Annotated in this window: 13 protein-coding genes and 1 pseudogene; 6 read left to right on the forward strand and 8 right to left on the reverse strand. The window is 46.1% G+C overall.

The features are described from left to right. The first annotated feature begins 49 nt into the window (after positions 1 to 49). Positions 50 to 1,672 carry a purine-cytosine permease family protein gene (locus DYD54_RS00830; RefSeq protein WP_063513355.1) on the forward strand — a complete coding sequence of 541 codons (1,623 nt, stop codon included), beginning with the start codon at positions 50 to 52 and terminating at the stop codon, positions 1,670 to 1,672. Positions 1,673 to 1,678: 6 nt separating this feature from the next. Here the strand turns inward: DYD54_RS00830 and DYD54_RS00835 are convergent, their stop codons facing one another. From DYD54_RS00835 to hisF, 6 genes and pseudogenes are all read right to left on the reverse strand, one after another. Continuing rightward, entirely contained in the window at positions 1,679 to 2,242 is a 564-nt protein-coding gene (locus DYD54_RS00835; protein ID WP_063513356.1) for a phosphatidylglycerophosphatase A family protein, read from the reverse strand. Between the two features lie 2 nt (positions 2,243 to 2,244). Continuing rightward, a pseudogene (locus tag DYD54_RS00840) lies at positions 2,245 to 2,958 on the reverse strand (class I SAM-dependent methyltransferase); the annotation flags it as partial. Between the two features lie 63 nt (positions 2,959 to 3,021). Then, on the reverse strand, positions 3,022 to 3,951 hold the full coding sequence (gene thiL / locus DYD54_RS00845) for a thiamine-phosphate kinase (protein ID WP_063513358.1): 930 nt from the start codon (positions 3,949 to 3,951) through the stop codon (positions 3,022 to 3,024). A 51-nt stretch (positions 3,952 to 4,002) separates the two neighbouring features. Next, the gene (nusB, locus tag DYD54_RS00850) at positions 4,003 to 4,557 is read right to left on the reverse strand and encodes a transcription antitermination factor NusB (protein ID WP_063513359.1); all 555 of its coding nucleotides are present in this window, start codon (positions 4,555 to 4,557) and stop codon (positions 4,003 to 4,005) included. Between the two features lie 146 nt (positions 4,558 to 4,703). After that, complete coding sequence (gene ribH, locus DYD54_RS00855) at positions 4,704 to 5,195, reverse strand: 6,7-dimethyl-8-ribityllumazine synthase (RefSeq protein WP_063513360.1); 492 nt, start codon at positions 5,193 to 5,195, stop codon at positions 4,704 to 4,706. Positions 5,196 to 5,310: 115 nt separating this feature from the next. Next, complete coding sequence (hisF, locus tag DYD54_RS00860; protein WP_063513361.1) at positions 5,311 to 6,081, reverse strand: imidazole glycerol phosphate synthase subunit HisF; 771 nt, start codon at positions 6,079 to 6,081, stop codon at positions 5,311 to 5,313. Positions 6,082 to 6,345: 264 nt separating this feature from the next. Between hisF and DYD54_RS00870 the strand changes: the two genes are divergently transcribed. Then, positions 6,346 to 7,356, forward strand: coding sequence for a homoserine kinase (locus DYD54_RS00870; RefSeq protein WP_063513363.1), 1,011 nt, complete (start codon positions 6,346 to 6,348; stop codon positions 7,354 to 7,356). Positions 7,357 to 7,370: 14 nt separating this feature from the next. Further along, complete coding sequence (locus DYD54_RS00875; RefSeq protein WP_063513364.1) at positions 7,371 to 8,258, forward strand: class II glutamine amidotransferase; 888 nt, start codon at positions 7,371 to 7,373, stop codon at positions 8,256 to 8,258. On the opposite strand, the gene bioC is transcribed toward DYD54_RS00875, so the two are convergent. Both bioC and DYD54_RS00885 read right to left on the reverse strand, forming a co-directional pair. Continuing rightward, positions 8,255 to 9,013, reverse strand: coding sequence for a malonyl-ACP O-methyltransferase BioC (gene bioC / locus DYD54_RS00880; protein WP_046695933.1), 759 nt, complete (start codon positions 9,011 to 9,013; stop codon positions 8,255 to 8,257). The two genes, DYD54_RS00875 and bioC, sit on opposite strands and share 4 nt — an antisense overlap. Then, positions 9,010 to 10,146: an aminotransferase class I/II-fold pyridoxal phosphate-dependent enzyme gene (locus tag DYD54_RS00885; protein ID WP_063513365.1), complete on the reverse strand. Its 1,137-nt coding sequence runs from the start codon at positions 10,144 to 10,146 to the stop codon at positions 9,010 to 9,012. Before DYD54_RS00885 ends, bioC begins: the two co-directional genes overlap by 4 nt. A 216-nt stretch (positions 10,147 to 10,362) precedes the next feature. On the opposite strand from DYD54_RS00885, the gene DYD54_RS00890 reads away from it, so the two are divergent. The 3 genes from DYD54_RS00890 to DYD54_RS00900 all read left to right on the forward strand — a co-directional run bounded on the left by DYD54_RS00890 (position 10,363) and on the right by DYD54_RS00900 (position 14,031). Continuing rightward, positions 10,363 to 12,669 (forward strand): FepA family TonB-dependent siderophore receptor, encoded by a 2,307-nt coding sequence (locus DYD54_RS00890; RefSeq protein ID WP_370446605.1) that lies wholly within the window; start codon positions 10,363 to 10,365, stop codon positions 12,667 to 12,669. Between the two features lie 51 nt (positions 12,670 to 12,720). Next, positions 12,721 to 13,635, forward strand: coding sequence for an alpha/beta hydrolase (locus DYD54_RS00895; protein ID WP_063513367.1), 915 nt, complete (start codon positions 12,721 to 12,723; stop codon positions 13,633 to 13,635). A 168-nt stretch (positions 13,636 to 13,803) separates the two neighbouring features. Beyond that, on the forward strand, positions 13,804 to 14,031 hold the full coding sequence (locus DYD54_RS00900; RefSeq protein ID WP_167541380.1) for a cytochrome c peroxidase: 228 nt from the start codon (positions 13,804 to 13,806) through the stop codon (positions 14,029 to 14,031). Positions 14,032 to 14,044: the final 13 nt, after the last annotated feature.

The following is a 14,044-nucleotide window of genomic DNA, read 5'->3' on the forward strand; positions in this document are numbered from 1 at the left end:
ATTATGATAAAATGAGCAAAATTTCACCACAAACCTAATTCATAAGATCATGACCTACCCATACAGCAGCGAAGAATACCCAACATCTCGACCGCCCAGTAACAAGCTTTTGGGCGGCAGTCATTTTGCGGCAGGGTATAGCGCTGAGCATGTCGCGGGCGGTGAGTTCGTGGTGGGGGCTGCGTTCGCTGCATGGGGTGCGTCTCCGTCGGCGGTATTGATGGGGCTGATCATCGGTAATCTGTTGGCGGTGCTCAGCTGGGCATGGGTGTGCAGTCCTGTTGCGGTGCGCGCCAGATTAACCTTATATGAATATTTGTCACGCATGGCCGGCGTGGGTTTTGTTAAGGTGTTTAATGTCGTTAATGGCATCATCTTTGCGGTGATTGCCGGTGGAATGCTAACCATCAGCGCACAGGCATTACATGGTGCGCTGGGGCTACCTGCTCAGACGAATTGGTATTCTGACAGTCCTGCTTTTATTGGGATGGTGGCATTGGTGGGTATGTTGGTGATGGTGATTAGTGCCTTGGGCTTTCATCGACTCACGACTGTCGCTCGTTATTTGTCGCCTTATCTATTGACGATATTCGTGGTGTGTGGTTTGGCGAGCTTGCCACTGCTTTGGCAGATGGGCAGGGCAGAAGGCTTGGGATTTTGGCAGATTTTTGAGGCGTATATCTGGACGGGTAGAAAACCTGATGGCAAAGAGCCTTTTAGTATCTGGCACATTGCAGCTTTTGCGTGGGGGCTTAACCTTCCCCTGCATCTAGGCATGGGCGACATGAGCACGCTTAGATTTGCCAAAAAATGGCAGTATGCTTATCATTCAGCTTGGGCAACCTATGGCGGTCACTTCGTGGCGTGGGTGGGTGCAGGGATGTTGGGTGCGACCAGCGCACTACTGATGGGTGTACCGATTGGTAATCTAGATATTGGTGGTGTAGTGGTGCCGGTGCTTGGCATGGCAGGCGTGACGGCCGTTGTGCTGGCGTCCATCACGACAGCTGTCCCTAGCCTGTACCGAGCGACGCTGGCATTCGATGGTGTGTGCCGAATTGGCTTTGTGCAGATGACAGTATTCTTGGGCGCGATAACAACCATCATTGCTTGCTTTCCGCTGATATTCCTGCGCTGGTTGGATTTGATGGCGTATTTTAACATCATCATGGCACCTGTGGGGGCGATGATTGCAGCGGAGCATTTTCTCCTGCCAAGAGTTGGCATTCGTCCGCTGTGGCGAGTTAAGAATCACATCAATAAAAGTGCCATCATCACATGGCTGGCAGGACTGATACTGGCGTCTGGCTTATTAATGAGTGGTGTGCATTTGTTTTTTGTGTTTATACCGGTGTGGTTGGTGTGTGTCGCTCTGTATGCGGTGTGCGGTTATCATGAAGCTAAGAGGTATCGGCAGGACGCATCATTAGGGGCTTTGTATGAATCATCCTACGGGCATGATGAAATCACGCATCAGGCTCGCCAAAGCCAGTCTTTGTCAGGCAAGAAAACCTTATCAATAATTCTCGTTGCCATGCTACTCACCTGCTTGCCTTTATATGGCGATGACCCTGCGTCGATGCTTGGTGTATTTCAGCTGCTGCTGATTGTGTTGACGGTGTTGTATTTCTCGGTAGTGGTGATTATTAATGGATGGCGATTGCTTAGGTAACTCCGATCATAGCGCGATAGACATAATGACCAGCATAACCACCGCCGACATCACCCCTGCCAATATATCATCAATCAATATGCCAAATCCACCAGAGACGTTTTTATCCACCCATTTAATCGGAAAGGGCTTAATAATATCAAAAAAACGAAATAAGATAAAAGGCATGATGATATAAAGTAGAATATTCATGGGGGTAAATGCATCCAATGCTGTATAATCCATTAAAAATACAATCGGTAATAACGCAATCCACATTCCCATCCATTCATCAAAAACAATATGCGGGTCATCGTGAGTATTCATCAAATCTGATGTCTTACCACAAACATAACTGCCAATCAGACAGCCAATAATGGTAATTATCAAAAATCCCCAAAATCCCAATAAAAGCATGGGCAAGGCGATAATAAGCCCGCCCACCGTCCCCCAAGTGCCAGCAGCTTTTTTGGGCAGACCAGAACCTAAGCCAATTCCTAGCCAATATACGCATTTTTCAAAGGGTGTGGCGGTAGGCGGACAAGGCGGACAAGGGTTTGATTTACGGATGTCGGGTTTGTGATTGGTCATAGTTATTTATCTTTTGTTGCAACAATACCAAATGCCATATCTTGTAAAAATATGCCACTTTCACTATTTTTTAATTCATTGGCTAATTGCTCTGCCAAAGTATTGTTATTTAAAGCACTTAAAATTGGCGAATTGTCTTTTAATAAACCAAAACTTTCCATTCTTTTACGCATTACACCAATGAGCCATGCCAAATCTGAAATGGTGTCCGCTGTTTTAATCGTTGCTTCGCAGAAATGCTCTTTGATATCAAAACCTGTTTGTGTCAGCAGTTGATATAATTTTCTGCCAATACGAATATCGCCATTTTCTGCTGATACGGTTTTCCAAGCCAAACCAATCGCTTGTTCATTTAATGGCAAATGTTGTGGCAATTCATCAAAAATTGCATCGGTTTCTTGCAAAGCAATCACGCCACCCGTGTTTAAAATGGCAGATAACTTTTGTAAAGTTTGCATTGGATTTGGCAAATACATCAACACTCTACGAGCCATAATCGCATCAAAAGCTGTGTTTAATGTTACCAGTTCATCAATATCCATACACAAAAATTGTATGTTGGTAATATGATTATCCTGGCAATATTGCGTTGCTGTTCCAATGGCTTTTTTGTTGATATCAATGCCGACAATATTGCATTGGTTGTTTAAGATTGAATTTGCCAAAAAACTCAATTCGCCTGTACCACACCCAATATCCAAAATGGTCATATTGGGTTTTAGAGCAAGACCTAATTAATCTTTGGCTAAATTCATTGCGTCTGGATTGTAAATTTGACATCAAAAATGCTCCCACCCTTTAATCTCAAAATCCAATATTTGAGTTTGATAATAAACTTCTATGCCATGTTTTTCTACAATTTCGCCAATGGGATAAATTAAGTTGGGATAACGCTGATTAAATTTATCAAAGTTATCTTGGGAAATTGTAAAGCATAATTGATAATCATCACCGCCATTTAAAATATGTTGATATTTTTGTTCAAAAGGCAAACAATTTAATTCATTATCACAAGGAATATTTTCTAAATATAATCTTGCCCCAACACCACTTGCATTTAAAATATGCCCCAAATCTTGCCCCAATCCGTCTGAAATATCAATCATGCTATTGGCATAATCCACCAATTTTTGCCCTAAATTCACTTGGGGCATGGGTAAATCTAAGGTATTTTGTAAATCGGTTTTTTGCCCAGTTAAAATATGATTTAATGCCAAACTTGCCGAGCCAATATGACCACTCACACAAATCACATCGCCAGTTTTTGCCCCATCTCGGCAAATGCTTTTGCCTTTTTCGATAAAACCCAACGCCGTGACCGAAATGGTTAAAATCTCTGATTTTGTGGTGTCTCCGCCAATCAATTCCACATTAAATTTTTGGCAAATGTCAGCTATGCCCCGAGCAAATTCTTTCAACCATTCATCATCATGGTTTGGCAAAGACAATCCCAATAAAATCGCATAGGGTGTCGCCCCCATACTGGCAATGTCAGATAAATTGACCGCCACCGACTTAAAACCAACAGCATAAGGGTCTGTCGTGAGCGGAAAATGTCGCCCCGCCACGAGCGTATCCACACAGCTGACAAGCTGGCTATTTGGCGGAATGTGGCTTATCGCACAATCATCGCCAATGCCCAAAACGGTATTGGCATGGCGTGTTGTGGCGTGTTTAAAATGGGTGTAGATTAAGGAAAATTCGGACATGGTTATTTATTTGATGATTTTAAAAAAGGGCAGAATTATCCACCCTTTTAATTACTCACTTTCTTTTTTGGCTTTTTTCTCAGCTTTATTCGCTTGATATTCCAATTCTCGCACGTCTTTGGCATATCTGTCTAGGATGGCATTGATGAATTTATGAGCATCGGTTGCCCCAAAATGGGTGTTTAATTGCATGGCTTCATCCAGCACGACTTTATAAGGAATGTGCAGGTTGTGCTTAAGCTCATAAGCACCAATGAGCAAAATTGCCTTCTCGATGGTGTCTAATTTATCAAAACTGCGTTCAAGATAACGGGCGATGTCCACGATCAGCTCACCTGCCTTCATCGGAATCTCACGCATCAGCTCGTGATAGTAGCCAAGATGTACGGTGTGCATGGCGTTCTCGCTGCGAGTGCGCGCAACGATGGTGTGCGGTTCGTTACCGCCCAAGAGATCTCGCTGCTGAGTGGCGAAGCGATAATCGGTCATCAGCCATTCATAAAGCCCCTGCACGGCAAAACGACGTGCCTTACGAATGGCGGTATAACTGGTCTTATAGCCTGTTTCGTTAATGTCAAAAGATTGGTCAGAAGTCGGAGTATTCATGTTAAAGCCTTGTCATTGGGTAATTTATCATAACAAAAAATCGCGAAGATCTCATCTTTTTATGTTGTTGTGTGATAATGACCGATTATGCTGTTAAATAATAAAAGGGCAAATCGCGTAAATTTGCCCTAGAGTGTGAGGTCAAATTATAGCGCTTTTAGGACGCTTGCCATCTCGATGGCGGTCATGGCAGCTTCGTAGCCTTTATTGCCTGCCTTGGTGCCGGCACGCTCGATGGTCTGCTCGATGTTCTCGGTGGTCAAGATGCCGTTAATCACAGGGATGTCGTGATGTAGCGCCACGTGCGATAAGCCTTTGGCAGACTCGCTTGCCACGATGTCAAAATGCGGTGTCGCACCACGAATGATCGCGCCAAGTACCACGATCGCATCATATTTACCAGAAGTTGCCATGCGCTTGGCGATCAGTGGTAGCTCGAACGCACCTGGCACACGCACAACGGTGATGTTCTCGCCTTGTACGCCGTGACGAAGTAGGGCGTCCAGCGCGCCTTCAACCAAGCTCTCTACCAAAAAACCATTAAAACGACCAACCGCGATACCAATGCGAAGACCTTGGTTCTGGTCAAGTGCGCCATCTAGATGGGTAACGGCTGATTTTTGGTTGGTGTAATTCATTTTCTCGCCTATTTTTATGAGTGAAAATTATCGTTCATTTTAGCATATTTTGCCATGGAGTGGGCGATTTTCATGCCAAATTGATGCGAAAATTACCAAATGAATTCTAATAGAATTACAGTCGTACAGGAATGCCTTGGGCTGCCATGAATTCTTTGGCTTCGCGTATCGTGTGATCACCGAAATGGAAGATGCTCGCGGCAAGCACGGCATCAGCTCCGCCTTGTAATACGCCATCGGCCAGATGTTGTAGGTTGCCAACACCGCCTGATGCGATGACGGGGATGTTAACTAGGTCGCTGATGGTCTTGGTGAGCAGTAGGTCGTAGCCTTGGCGTGTGCCATCGCCATCCATGCTGGTCACTAACAATTCGCCCGCACCGCGTTTGGTCATCTGCACCGCCCAGTCAATGGCATCGATGCCTGTGGCTTTACGCCCGCCATGAGTAAAAATCTCAAAGCCAATGCTGTCATCTGGTCTGGTGACGCGCTTGGCATCGATGGATACCACGATACACTGACTGCCAAAGCGTGAAGCGGCATCATTGACAAGATCGGGGTTGGTGATGGCAGCAGAATTAATACCAACCTTGTCAGCGCCTGCATTAAGCAGATTGCGAATGTCATCGATCTTACGTACGCCACCGCCAACGGTCAGCGGGATAAAGATATTCTTGGCGATCTGCTCTACCATGTGATAGGTCGTATCTCGACCATCAGAGGTGGCAGTGATGTCCAAAAAGGTGATCTCATCGGCGCCTTCGTCATTATAACGAGTGGCGACTTGTACAGGGTCGCCTGCATCTTTGATGTCCACGAAGTTCACGCCTTTGACGACACGACCATTTTCAACATCAAGGCAGGGGATTAGGCGTTTGGCTAGCATGATTTTCTCTTCATTTTTGGCTGATATTATGTTGAGATATTATGACAATAAAGACCGTTTTATACAACCTAAATTCTTTATATTTATGGCGACAATGCTGAATGTAGCGCACCTTACGTGCGTGGATATGAGTAGTCGCGAGTTCTCTGAGCTGATTAGGCAAGGTTTGCCAAATAAATAAAACCCAAAAATTCCAAGAAAGTGTTCGTAAAATCAGTAAAAACCCTTTAAAATATGCACTTTTGATAAAAGCAGGAAAAGTCCATGTCCGTCTATACCCACCTATCTGATGATGAATTTTTTGCGTTTTGTGGTTTGTTTGGCGTAAAATTTAAAAAAGCCATTCCCATCGTGCAAGGGGTCAAAAATTCCAACTGGTTCATTCAGAAGGACAGCGACGTGGGCGATGAGTTTAGCTATGTGTTTACGCTATTTGAAGAGCGTGTGCCTGCCGATATTATCAAAATGGCAACCGTCATGCACGCCCTAAAAGACAAATTGCCAATCGCCCCGCCGCTTGTCAAGCTTACCGCCAAAGGCGATGACATCGGCACCGACTGCGTCATGCGATACGAAAACAAGGCAATCCTAGTCGTGCCAAAGCTCTCAGGATCACACCCTACCGTCACAGACACCGCCATGTGCCACACTATGGGACAAGCGTTGGCGACACTGCACGAGACATTACAAACCCTGCAACCTGCCGAAAACTATGGCGTGCCACTGTACGACTGGGCAAGAGTCAAAAAGCGTGAAACCGCCTATATGCCCACCGATGAAGCTCGCCTGATGAACGACATCTGGACAGCATATGCCAATCTGCCCGATGATTTGCCAAAGGGGCTTTGTCATTTGGATATGTTTGCTGATAATACCTTGTGGGATTTTTCGGGCGATACGGCTACACTTACGGGGCTTTTGGACTTTACCGAAGTATCGGTTGAGCATTATTTGATGGACATTGCCATTACCATTAACGATTTTTGTACGACTTGGGGCAATGCGACAGACGGCGAGAGCGTGAATTTTAACACCGACAAAATGACTGCCTTTATAGACGGCTATGAGAGCGTTCGCCCCTTGACCAACAGCGAAAAGACTGCCCTGCCTGTTATGCTTGCCTACTCTGCCACGATTTTTTGGCTACTGCGCCTAAACGTCATCTACTATAACCGTGAGCAAGGGCGGACGGGCGATGACATCATGGTCAAAAATCCCGATTTGATGAAACGGCTGGCAGGCTATCACTGGAATAAAGTCAAACCCACCAATTAATAAGTGAATTCACAATGTGCCAACTACTTGGAATGAATTGCAATACGCCAACCGACATCGGTTTTAGCTTTGCTGGCTTTCGTCAGCGGGGCGGTGGAACGGATCATCACGAAGATGGCTTTGGGATTGCGTTTTTTGAGCGCAGTGACTCGGGTAGGTTAGGCTTGCGTCAATTTCATGACAACAAGCCAAGCCATCTGTCGCCTGTTGCTGATCTGATCAATCATTATCCTATCAAGGCGATGAACGTGATTGCGCACATTCGTAAGGCAACCACCGGCGAGAAAAACAGCCTTGCTAATACGCATCCCTTCGTCCGTGAGGTATGGGGTGAGCAGTGGGCATTTGCGCATAATGGGCAGATGACAGACAGCTTCATTCGTCGCACCCAAAGGCTGCATGACAATGGCAACGCAGAACATTATTCGCCTGTGGGTACGACTGACAGCGAGTTAGCGTTTTGTTATTTATTAAACCGTTTAAAATCAACCTTTAAATCTCGCCCATCAGACGAAGCGTTATTTGCCTTTTTGACCGCACAATGCCGCTATCTGTCCGCTAATGGGTTGTTTAATTGTCTGATTTCGAACGGTCATTGGCAGTTGGCGTATGCGAGCAGCCTTTTGTTTTATCTGACTCGCAAGGTGCCATTTGGCGAAGCGCATCTGTCTGATGGCGAGATGAGCGTGAATTTTGGGGATGTGACCACTGATAAGGACAAAGTGACCATTCTTGTAACCATCCCTTTAACCAAAAACGAGACGTGGCAACAGATCGCGGTGGATGAGTGTTTGGTGTTCCAAGATGGTGATGTGGTGTTTAGAGACACACCGAGCAAAAAAACCTATCTGTCCATCGAAGATGGCATCGCCTTAGCCCGAAGTGTGGGTGCGAGCGTCTAGCGTTTGACCGCGACCACATAGATGGCATCATAAGTCAAAGGATATCGCCATTTTCCATCGTTGAAAATGGCGAATTTTTTGCGGTAATTTTCATAAAATTGTGCCAATGACGACTTCGTCCATCCTACGCTGCCCACAGATACGCCCGTTTCTTTGATGTGGCGTAGAATCTGCTTTGGCTGATCAAAATATAGCGTGTACGGCGTCTGTTCGGTATGGATGACATCAAACCCAGCCTTAGACAGCATCTGTATGATGTCATCAAGACTGTGATAATCAAGCCCGATGCCTGTCAGCGTCTTCATCTCATGCAGGTTATCCTGTCCGAATGTGGCAAAGGCGAACGTGCTAGCATCTGACAGTGCGTGATGAATGCGATGGCACAGGGTTGGTAGATCCTTCATCCACTGCAGTGCTGAGCTTGATAGCGCCATATCTACCCTAGGTAGATCGATGTGTTCAATATCGCCGATGATCAGCTTAGCGCGGTCAATGGCAGAATGCACATCGTACAGATCATTCAGATAGAGCTCATCTATCTGCCATAGCGGGTGATAAAGTTTGGTCAGATTGCCCACGCCGCAGCCGATCTCTAGGATGGACTTGGGCGATGCATCAGGCAGGCGTGTCTGGATGAGTGTGATAAGATGCTGACACATCTGATGCTGAACCAATGCAGACTGATCGTAAGTGGCATGTGCTTTTTTAAAATTATGCGCGATGAATTCTGTACTGATGTCGGCATTTAACATCATGTCAATTCCTCAAGTGTTCGGCAGAATTCATCAATCTGATCTGTGGTAATGCCTGCGGTCAGACACATGCGAATGCGTGCTGTGTTCACAGGTACGGTGGGTGGGCGGATGGGCAGCACATAAAAGCCTCTGTCTTGAAGTGCTTCTGCCAAATCAATGGCCTTTTGATTGTCGCCGATGATGATGGGGATGATGTGGCTGTCTGAAGGACATTCATAGTCTAGAGATTTGATTTTATTTCTAAAATATCTGGCATTGTCCAGCAGTGCCTTACGTTGAGTTTGCATTGTGATTGACTGATTGAACACAAAAGCAGACCACAGTGCGTTGACGGGCGGTACGTTGGTACTGAAAATCAAAGGGCGCATGCTGTTAATCAGTAGCTGTTTGATGATGTCATCACAGACGATGAAGCCGCCCACGCTTGCCCATGCCTTCCCGAAAGTCCCCACCAAAAAATCAATCTCATCCATCACGCCCAGCGTCTCTGCCACGCCAAGACCACACTCACCGAACACGCCCACGCCGTGCGCCTCATCGACATATAGCGAGACGTTTGGGTATTGTTGTTTTAGGGTGATGAGCGCCTGCAGGTCGGTCACATCACCATCCATGCTAAATACCGACTCAGTCATGATGATGATGTGGCGATAATTGGCGTGGTGCTTCTCAATAAGCTGAGCCAGCTGGGCCAGATTCTGATGCGCATAACGGTAGAATTTCGCCCCGCGCTCTTTGGCCAATAAGATGCCATCAATCATGCTGGCGTGCACCCATTTATCCGCCAAGATCAGCGTCTGATCATCCGCGATGGCAGGCAGGATGCCAATATTCATGTGATAACCACTATTAAAGGTCAGCACCGATCGTCCATAGGCAGCTTGCAGGGCTTGCTCTAGCATTTCGTGAGCATCAAAATTACCCGTCAAAAGACGAGAAGATGAAGCACCAAAACAAAAATCGGCGTGGTGCTGATGGGTTCTGATGAATTCATCTTTTAGGTGCGAGCGCGCTAGCCCAAGATAATCATTGCTGGAGAGGTTTAATAAGTCCGTCTGAGGGCGAAAACTGCGGATGTTACCCGCATTCTGCAAGGCGGACAGTCTTTCGTGATAGGGCGTGAATTTATCCATGAGCTGATGTCTTTGTCCTTATAAAGATAGCTATGTTAGGGGAAGTTTGGCACAAATGCAAGTTAAGGGATAAAAAACCAAAATCTTTATTTTTCAATACATATAAAAATTATTATCATAAAATAACTATTCTTATTTACATAAATAAACTTTGCGTTTACACTAACGAAATTTTCAGAGGTTATGCAATTGTTTCTAGATGTTATTTATATGGGAGTGAGTATGCCTGTTTTTAAACCAAAAAGCCTTACTTTGTGCTTAATTGCCCTCATGAGTGTGCCTGCACTCGCCCAAAGCGATGAAGAGATGCCATCGGTGACATTAGATAAAATCGTCGTCACAGCAGAGACACAAGTCAAACAGTCGCTCGGCGTCTCAAAAATCAATCAAACCGACCTAGAGCGTACGCCTGTCTCAAGCGACATCTCAGAAATCGTGCGCAGGATGCCAGGGGTGAATTTGACGGGTAACTCAGCGACAGGGCAGCGTGGCAATAACCGCCAGATAGACATTCGCGGAATGGGGCCTGAGAACACGCTTATTTTGGTGGATGGCAAGCCGGTTACGTCACGCCATTCGGTGCGTTATGGTTGGCGAGGTGAGCGTGATACGCGCGGCGATTCGCAGTGGGTGCCCGCCGAAGCGATTGAATCGATTGAGGTGCTGCGTGGTCCTGCCGCCGCACGTTATGGTAGTGGTGCGATGGGTGGTGTGGTGAATATCATCACCAAGAAAGTCAGCGACGACTATCGAGGTTCGGTTGAGGTGTATACCAATCAGCCTGAGGATGGTAAAGAAGGCGACTCGAATCGCATCAGCGCCAGCTTAAGCGGACCGATCATTCCAGAGAAGCTGGGTTTTCGTGTGTATGGCAGCTTTAATAAGACTGACATGGATGCGGTAGACATTAACCCGCTTGTTCCTTATACGAATGCTAATGGTTCAAGCTATCTGGCACGCGCAGCAGGGCGTGAAGGTGTTGAGAATAAAGACGCGAGTCTGCGACTGGCCTATCAGATCAACCCTGATCATGCACTGACCTTTGATGCTGCTTATGGTCGCCAAGGCAATGAATATTCTGGCGATACCCAATACTCCAACCGTGACTCTAGCGCGACAACCACAGGCAACCAAGCCCAAAGCAACGCCTTGCTAAACAGCCTGATTGGCACCGAGACGAACATCATGCGCCGAGACAGCTATTCATTGACGCACGACGGGCTGTATGATTGGGGTGATAGCAAATTTACCCTGCAATATGACCAAACCAAAAACACTCGTCTTGACGAAGGCTTAGCAGGCGGTCCTGAAGGGGTGATACGTTCGGTGAATAATGAGGCGCCGACTTTTGAAGATACTGAGCTAAAAACATGGCGCGCCCACGGCGAGTCGAGTATCCCTTTTACCTTTGGCGTACCTCAGAAAATCACCATCGGCGCCGAATATGTCAAAGATGAGCTGACAGACACCGCGAACATGGATGAAGGTACTTCAACTGGTACAGATGCTAATGCGCTGTATGCTGATGCCTTTGTAACGGGCGATCGAAGCAAAAGCACCTCAGAGATTACTTCAGCGTACATTGAGGATAACTTAGAACTGAACGAGAACACGAATCTCGTGCTAGCATTGCGTTATGATCATCACAACAAATCAGGCTCAAACCTAAGCCCTGCCTTAAACTTAACGCATCATTTGAATGACAACTGGACATTAAAGGCAGGCGTGGCGCGCGCCTATAAAGCGCCAAATCTTTATCAAAGTTCAAATGGCTATCTGTTGGGCACGCGTGGACAGGGTTGTCCGATTGATCTTGTGCCAGCAGGTCAGTGGTGTGTGCTTCAAGGTAATGAAAACCTAAAACCCGAAACCTCATTAAACACCGAGCTTGGCATTCGGTATCGTGATGCGGTGACTAACGCCAGCTTGACGTATTTCCACAGTGATTATAAGGATAAGATCGCCGCAGGTAATACGCTGATTGATAGTGTGACATTGCCTTACACGGCTCGCGGAACTACTAGTGACATGACCTATAACCTGCTGCAATGGGAAAACATCCCTGAAGCCAAAATCGAAGGCGTGGAAGGTAGCTTAACGTGGAATTGGGGCGATGCGCGCTGGACGAACAACGTCACCTATATGATGGAGTCCATTGATAAGCGCAGCGGCAACCCATTGTCGATGATTCCAAATTATACATGGAATTCGATTTTTGGTTATGACATTAATGATAATTGGGATGTGAATTTCACCTTTACCCAATACGGTCGCCAAAAGCCGCGCCAATTTGCCGAGAGCAACATCGAAAACTCTGCAAAAGATGGCTTATTGCACAACAAAGAAGTTAAAAGCTATAATATTGTCTCACTCAATACTGGCTACCGCTTCAATGATTATCTAAGTGGGCGCATCGGCGTGAATAACCTATTTGATAAACAAAAGCTGCGTGACAATACGATTAGCCAAACCTATAATGAGCCGGGAAGATCTTACTTCGCCAGTTTAAAATATGAGTTTTAACCATTAAGAGCGGATTTTTTCCGCTCTTTTTATAACATTGGATGCTCAATCATGATAAAAAAGTTAGCAGCTGTCAGTTTGATGGCGTTGATGTTTCAAGGCTGTGCGACTAAGCCTTTGAGTGAGCCAGTGGCAACTTGGCAGCCCGCCACGATGCTAAATAGCCAAGAGACGATCATGCATCCATCTTATGCAGATAAGGAATATTTGATTCAAGTGGCGACCATTGGTGATAGACCTGCCAGCGGCTATCCTGTCATCTATGTGCTTGATGGCAATGCATTCTTTGCGGTAGCATTATCCATCGCGCAGATGATGCATGGCAAGCCAAGTGAAAAAAATCCCAAATCCTTCATGGTGGTTGGGATTGGCTATACTTCAGGCAAGCAGTTTGACATCCCAAAACGCACGCACGACTACACGCCGCCAGCTGAATATTATCCAGAGCCAAAAGGTGAGCAAGTGGCTTTTGGTGGTGCTGATTATTTTCATGCCTTTATGGTGGATGAGCTGGCACCCATGCTTGATAAAAAATTTGGCATCAATCCCAATCATCGCACGCTGATGGGTCATTCGTATGGTGGGCTGTTTGGGTTGTATGTGCTATTTTCTCGCAGTGAGAGCTTTGATCATTATGTGATCGCAAGCCCGTCAATCTGGTGGAATGACAAGAGTATTCTGGCACATCGAAGTGGGCTGATCGATACGCCTAATATCAAAAATATTCTTATCACGCTAGGCGAGCAGGAGCTGACCGCGCGCCATCGAAATCCTAACGCGCCGATCATGGATCTGCCAAATAGCGACGCGTATTTGATGTATGAGTTTTTGCAGCAACAACTGCCCAATGCCAAAGTTAATTTTGAGTTTAATTCAGGTTATTCGCACGGTGAGAATGCTTATCCGTCCATGATACAAGGCGTAACGATGGCGTATCAGGCATGTAAGGCAGATCAGGACTGCTGATGCGTGGCTGACTTTTGGCGATATGGATGGGATTGATAGGTGTTCATTCCCATGCTTTTTGCCAAAAAGACAAACATTATGACTTAATATGCTTGCGCAATCATTATCAAAAGACCAGCAGCCAATGGCATCCACCAACGGTTGATGAGGGTTTGGTATGGTTGGAGCTTGCGCCGATTGTTATTGATGATAAACCGCCTACGCCAATTGCCATTTTGGGTAGGCAGTTATTTTTTTGAAACCGCATTATCATCAGATGGGCGGGTTGCGCATGTCAATTGTCATGATCCGCTTTATGGGTTTTTAGACCCAAGAGCCGTTTCGATTGGCGTGCATGGCAGGCAAGGCAGTCGTAATAGCCAGTCTTTGATACACCTAGGATTAAGTTCTAAGTAGCAAGGATTTTTTT

Origin of the sequence: Moraxella ovis, from assembly GCF_900453105.1 — a bacterium.
Lineage (GTDB): Bacteria > Pseudomonadota > Gammaproteobacteria > Pseudomonadales > Moraxellaceae > Moraxella > Moraxella ovis.

Bases quoted from the DNA above. Each gene is read 5' to 3' on its own strand.
- ribH (WP_063513360.1), bottom strand. From the start codon at position 5,195: ATGAATTACACCAACCAAAAATCAGCCGTTACCCATCTAGATGGCGCA.
- bioC (WP_046695933.1), bottom strand. From the start codon at position 9,013: ATGATGTTAAATGCCGACATCAGTACAGAATTCATCGCGCATAATTTT.
- DYD54_RS00895 (WP_063513367.1), top strand. From the start codon at position 12,721: ATGATAAAAAAGTTAGCAGCTGTCAGTTTGATGGCGTTGATGTTTCAA.
- DYD54_RS00870 (WP_063513363.1), top strand. From the start codon at position 6,346: ATGTCCGTCTATACCCACCTATCTGATGATGAATTTTTTGCGTTTTGT.
- nusB (WP_063513359.1), bottom strand. From the start codon at position 4,557: ATGAATACTCCGACTTCTGACCAATCTTTTGACATTAACGAAACAGGC.
- hisF (WP_063513361.1), bottom strand. From the start codon at position 6,081: ATGCTAGCCAAACGCCTAATCCCCTGCCTTGATGTTGAAAATGGTCGT.
- DYD54_RS00835 (WP_063513356.1), bottom strand. From the start codon at position 2,242: ATGACCAATCACAAACCCGACATCCGTAAATCAAACCCTTGTCCGCCT.
- DYD54_RS00885 (WP_063513365.1), bottom strand. From the start codon at position 10,146: ATGGATAAATTCACGCCCTATCACGAAAGACTGTCCGCCTTGCAGAAT.
- DYD54_RS00875 (WP_063513364.1), top strand. From the start codon at position 7,371: ATGTGCCAACTACTTGGAATGAATTGCAATACGCCAACCGACATCGGT.
- DYD54_RS00830 (WP_063513355.1), top strand. From the start codon at position 50: ATGACCTACCCATACAGCAGCGAAGAATACCCAACATCTCGACCGCCC.
- thiL (WP_063513358.1), bottom strand. From the start codon at position 3,951: ATGTCCGAATTTTCCTTAATCTACACCCATTTTAAACACGCCACAACA.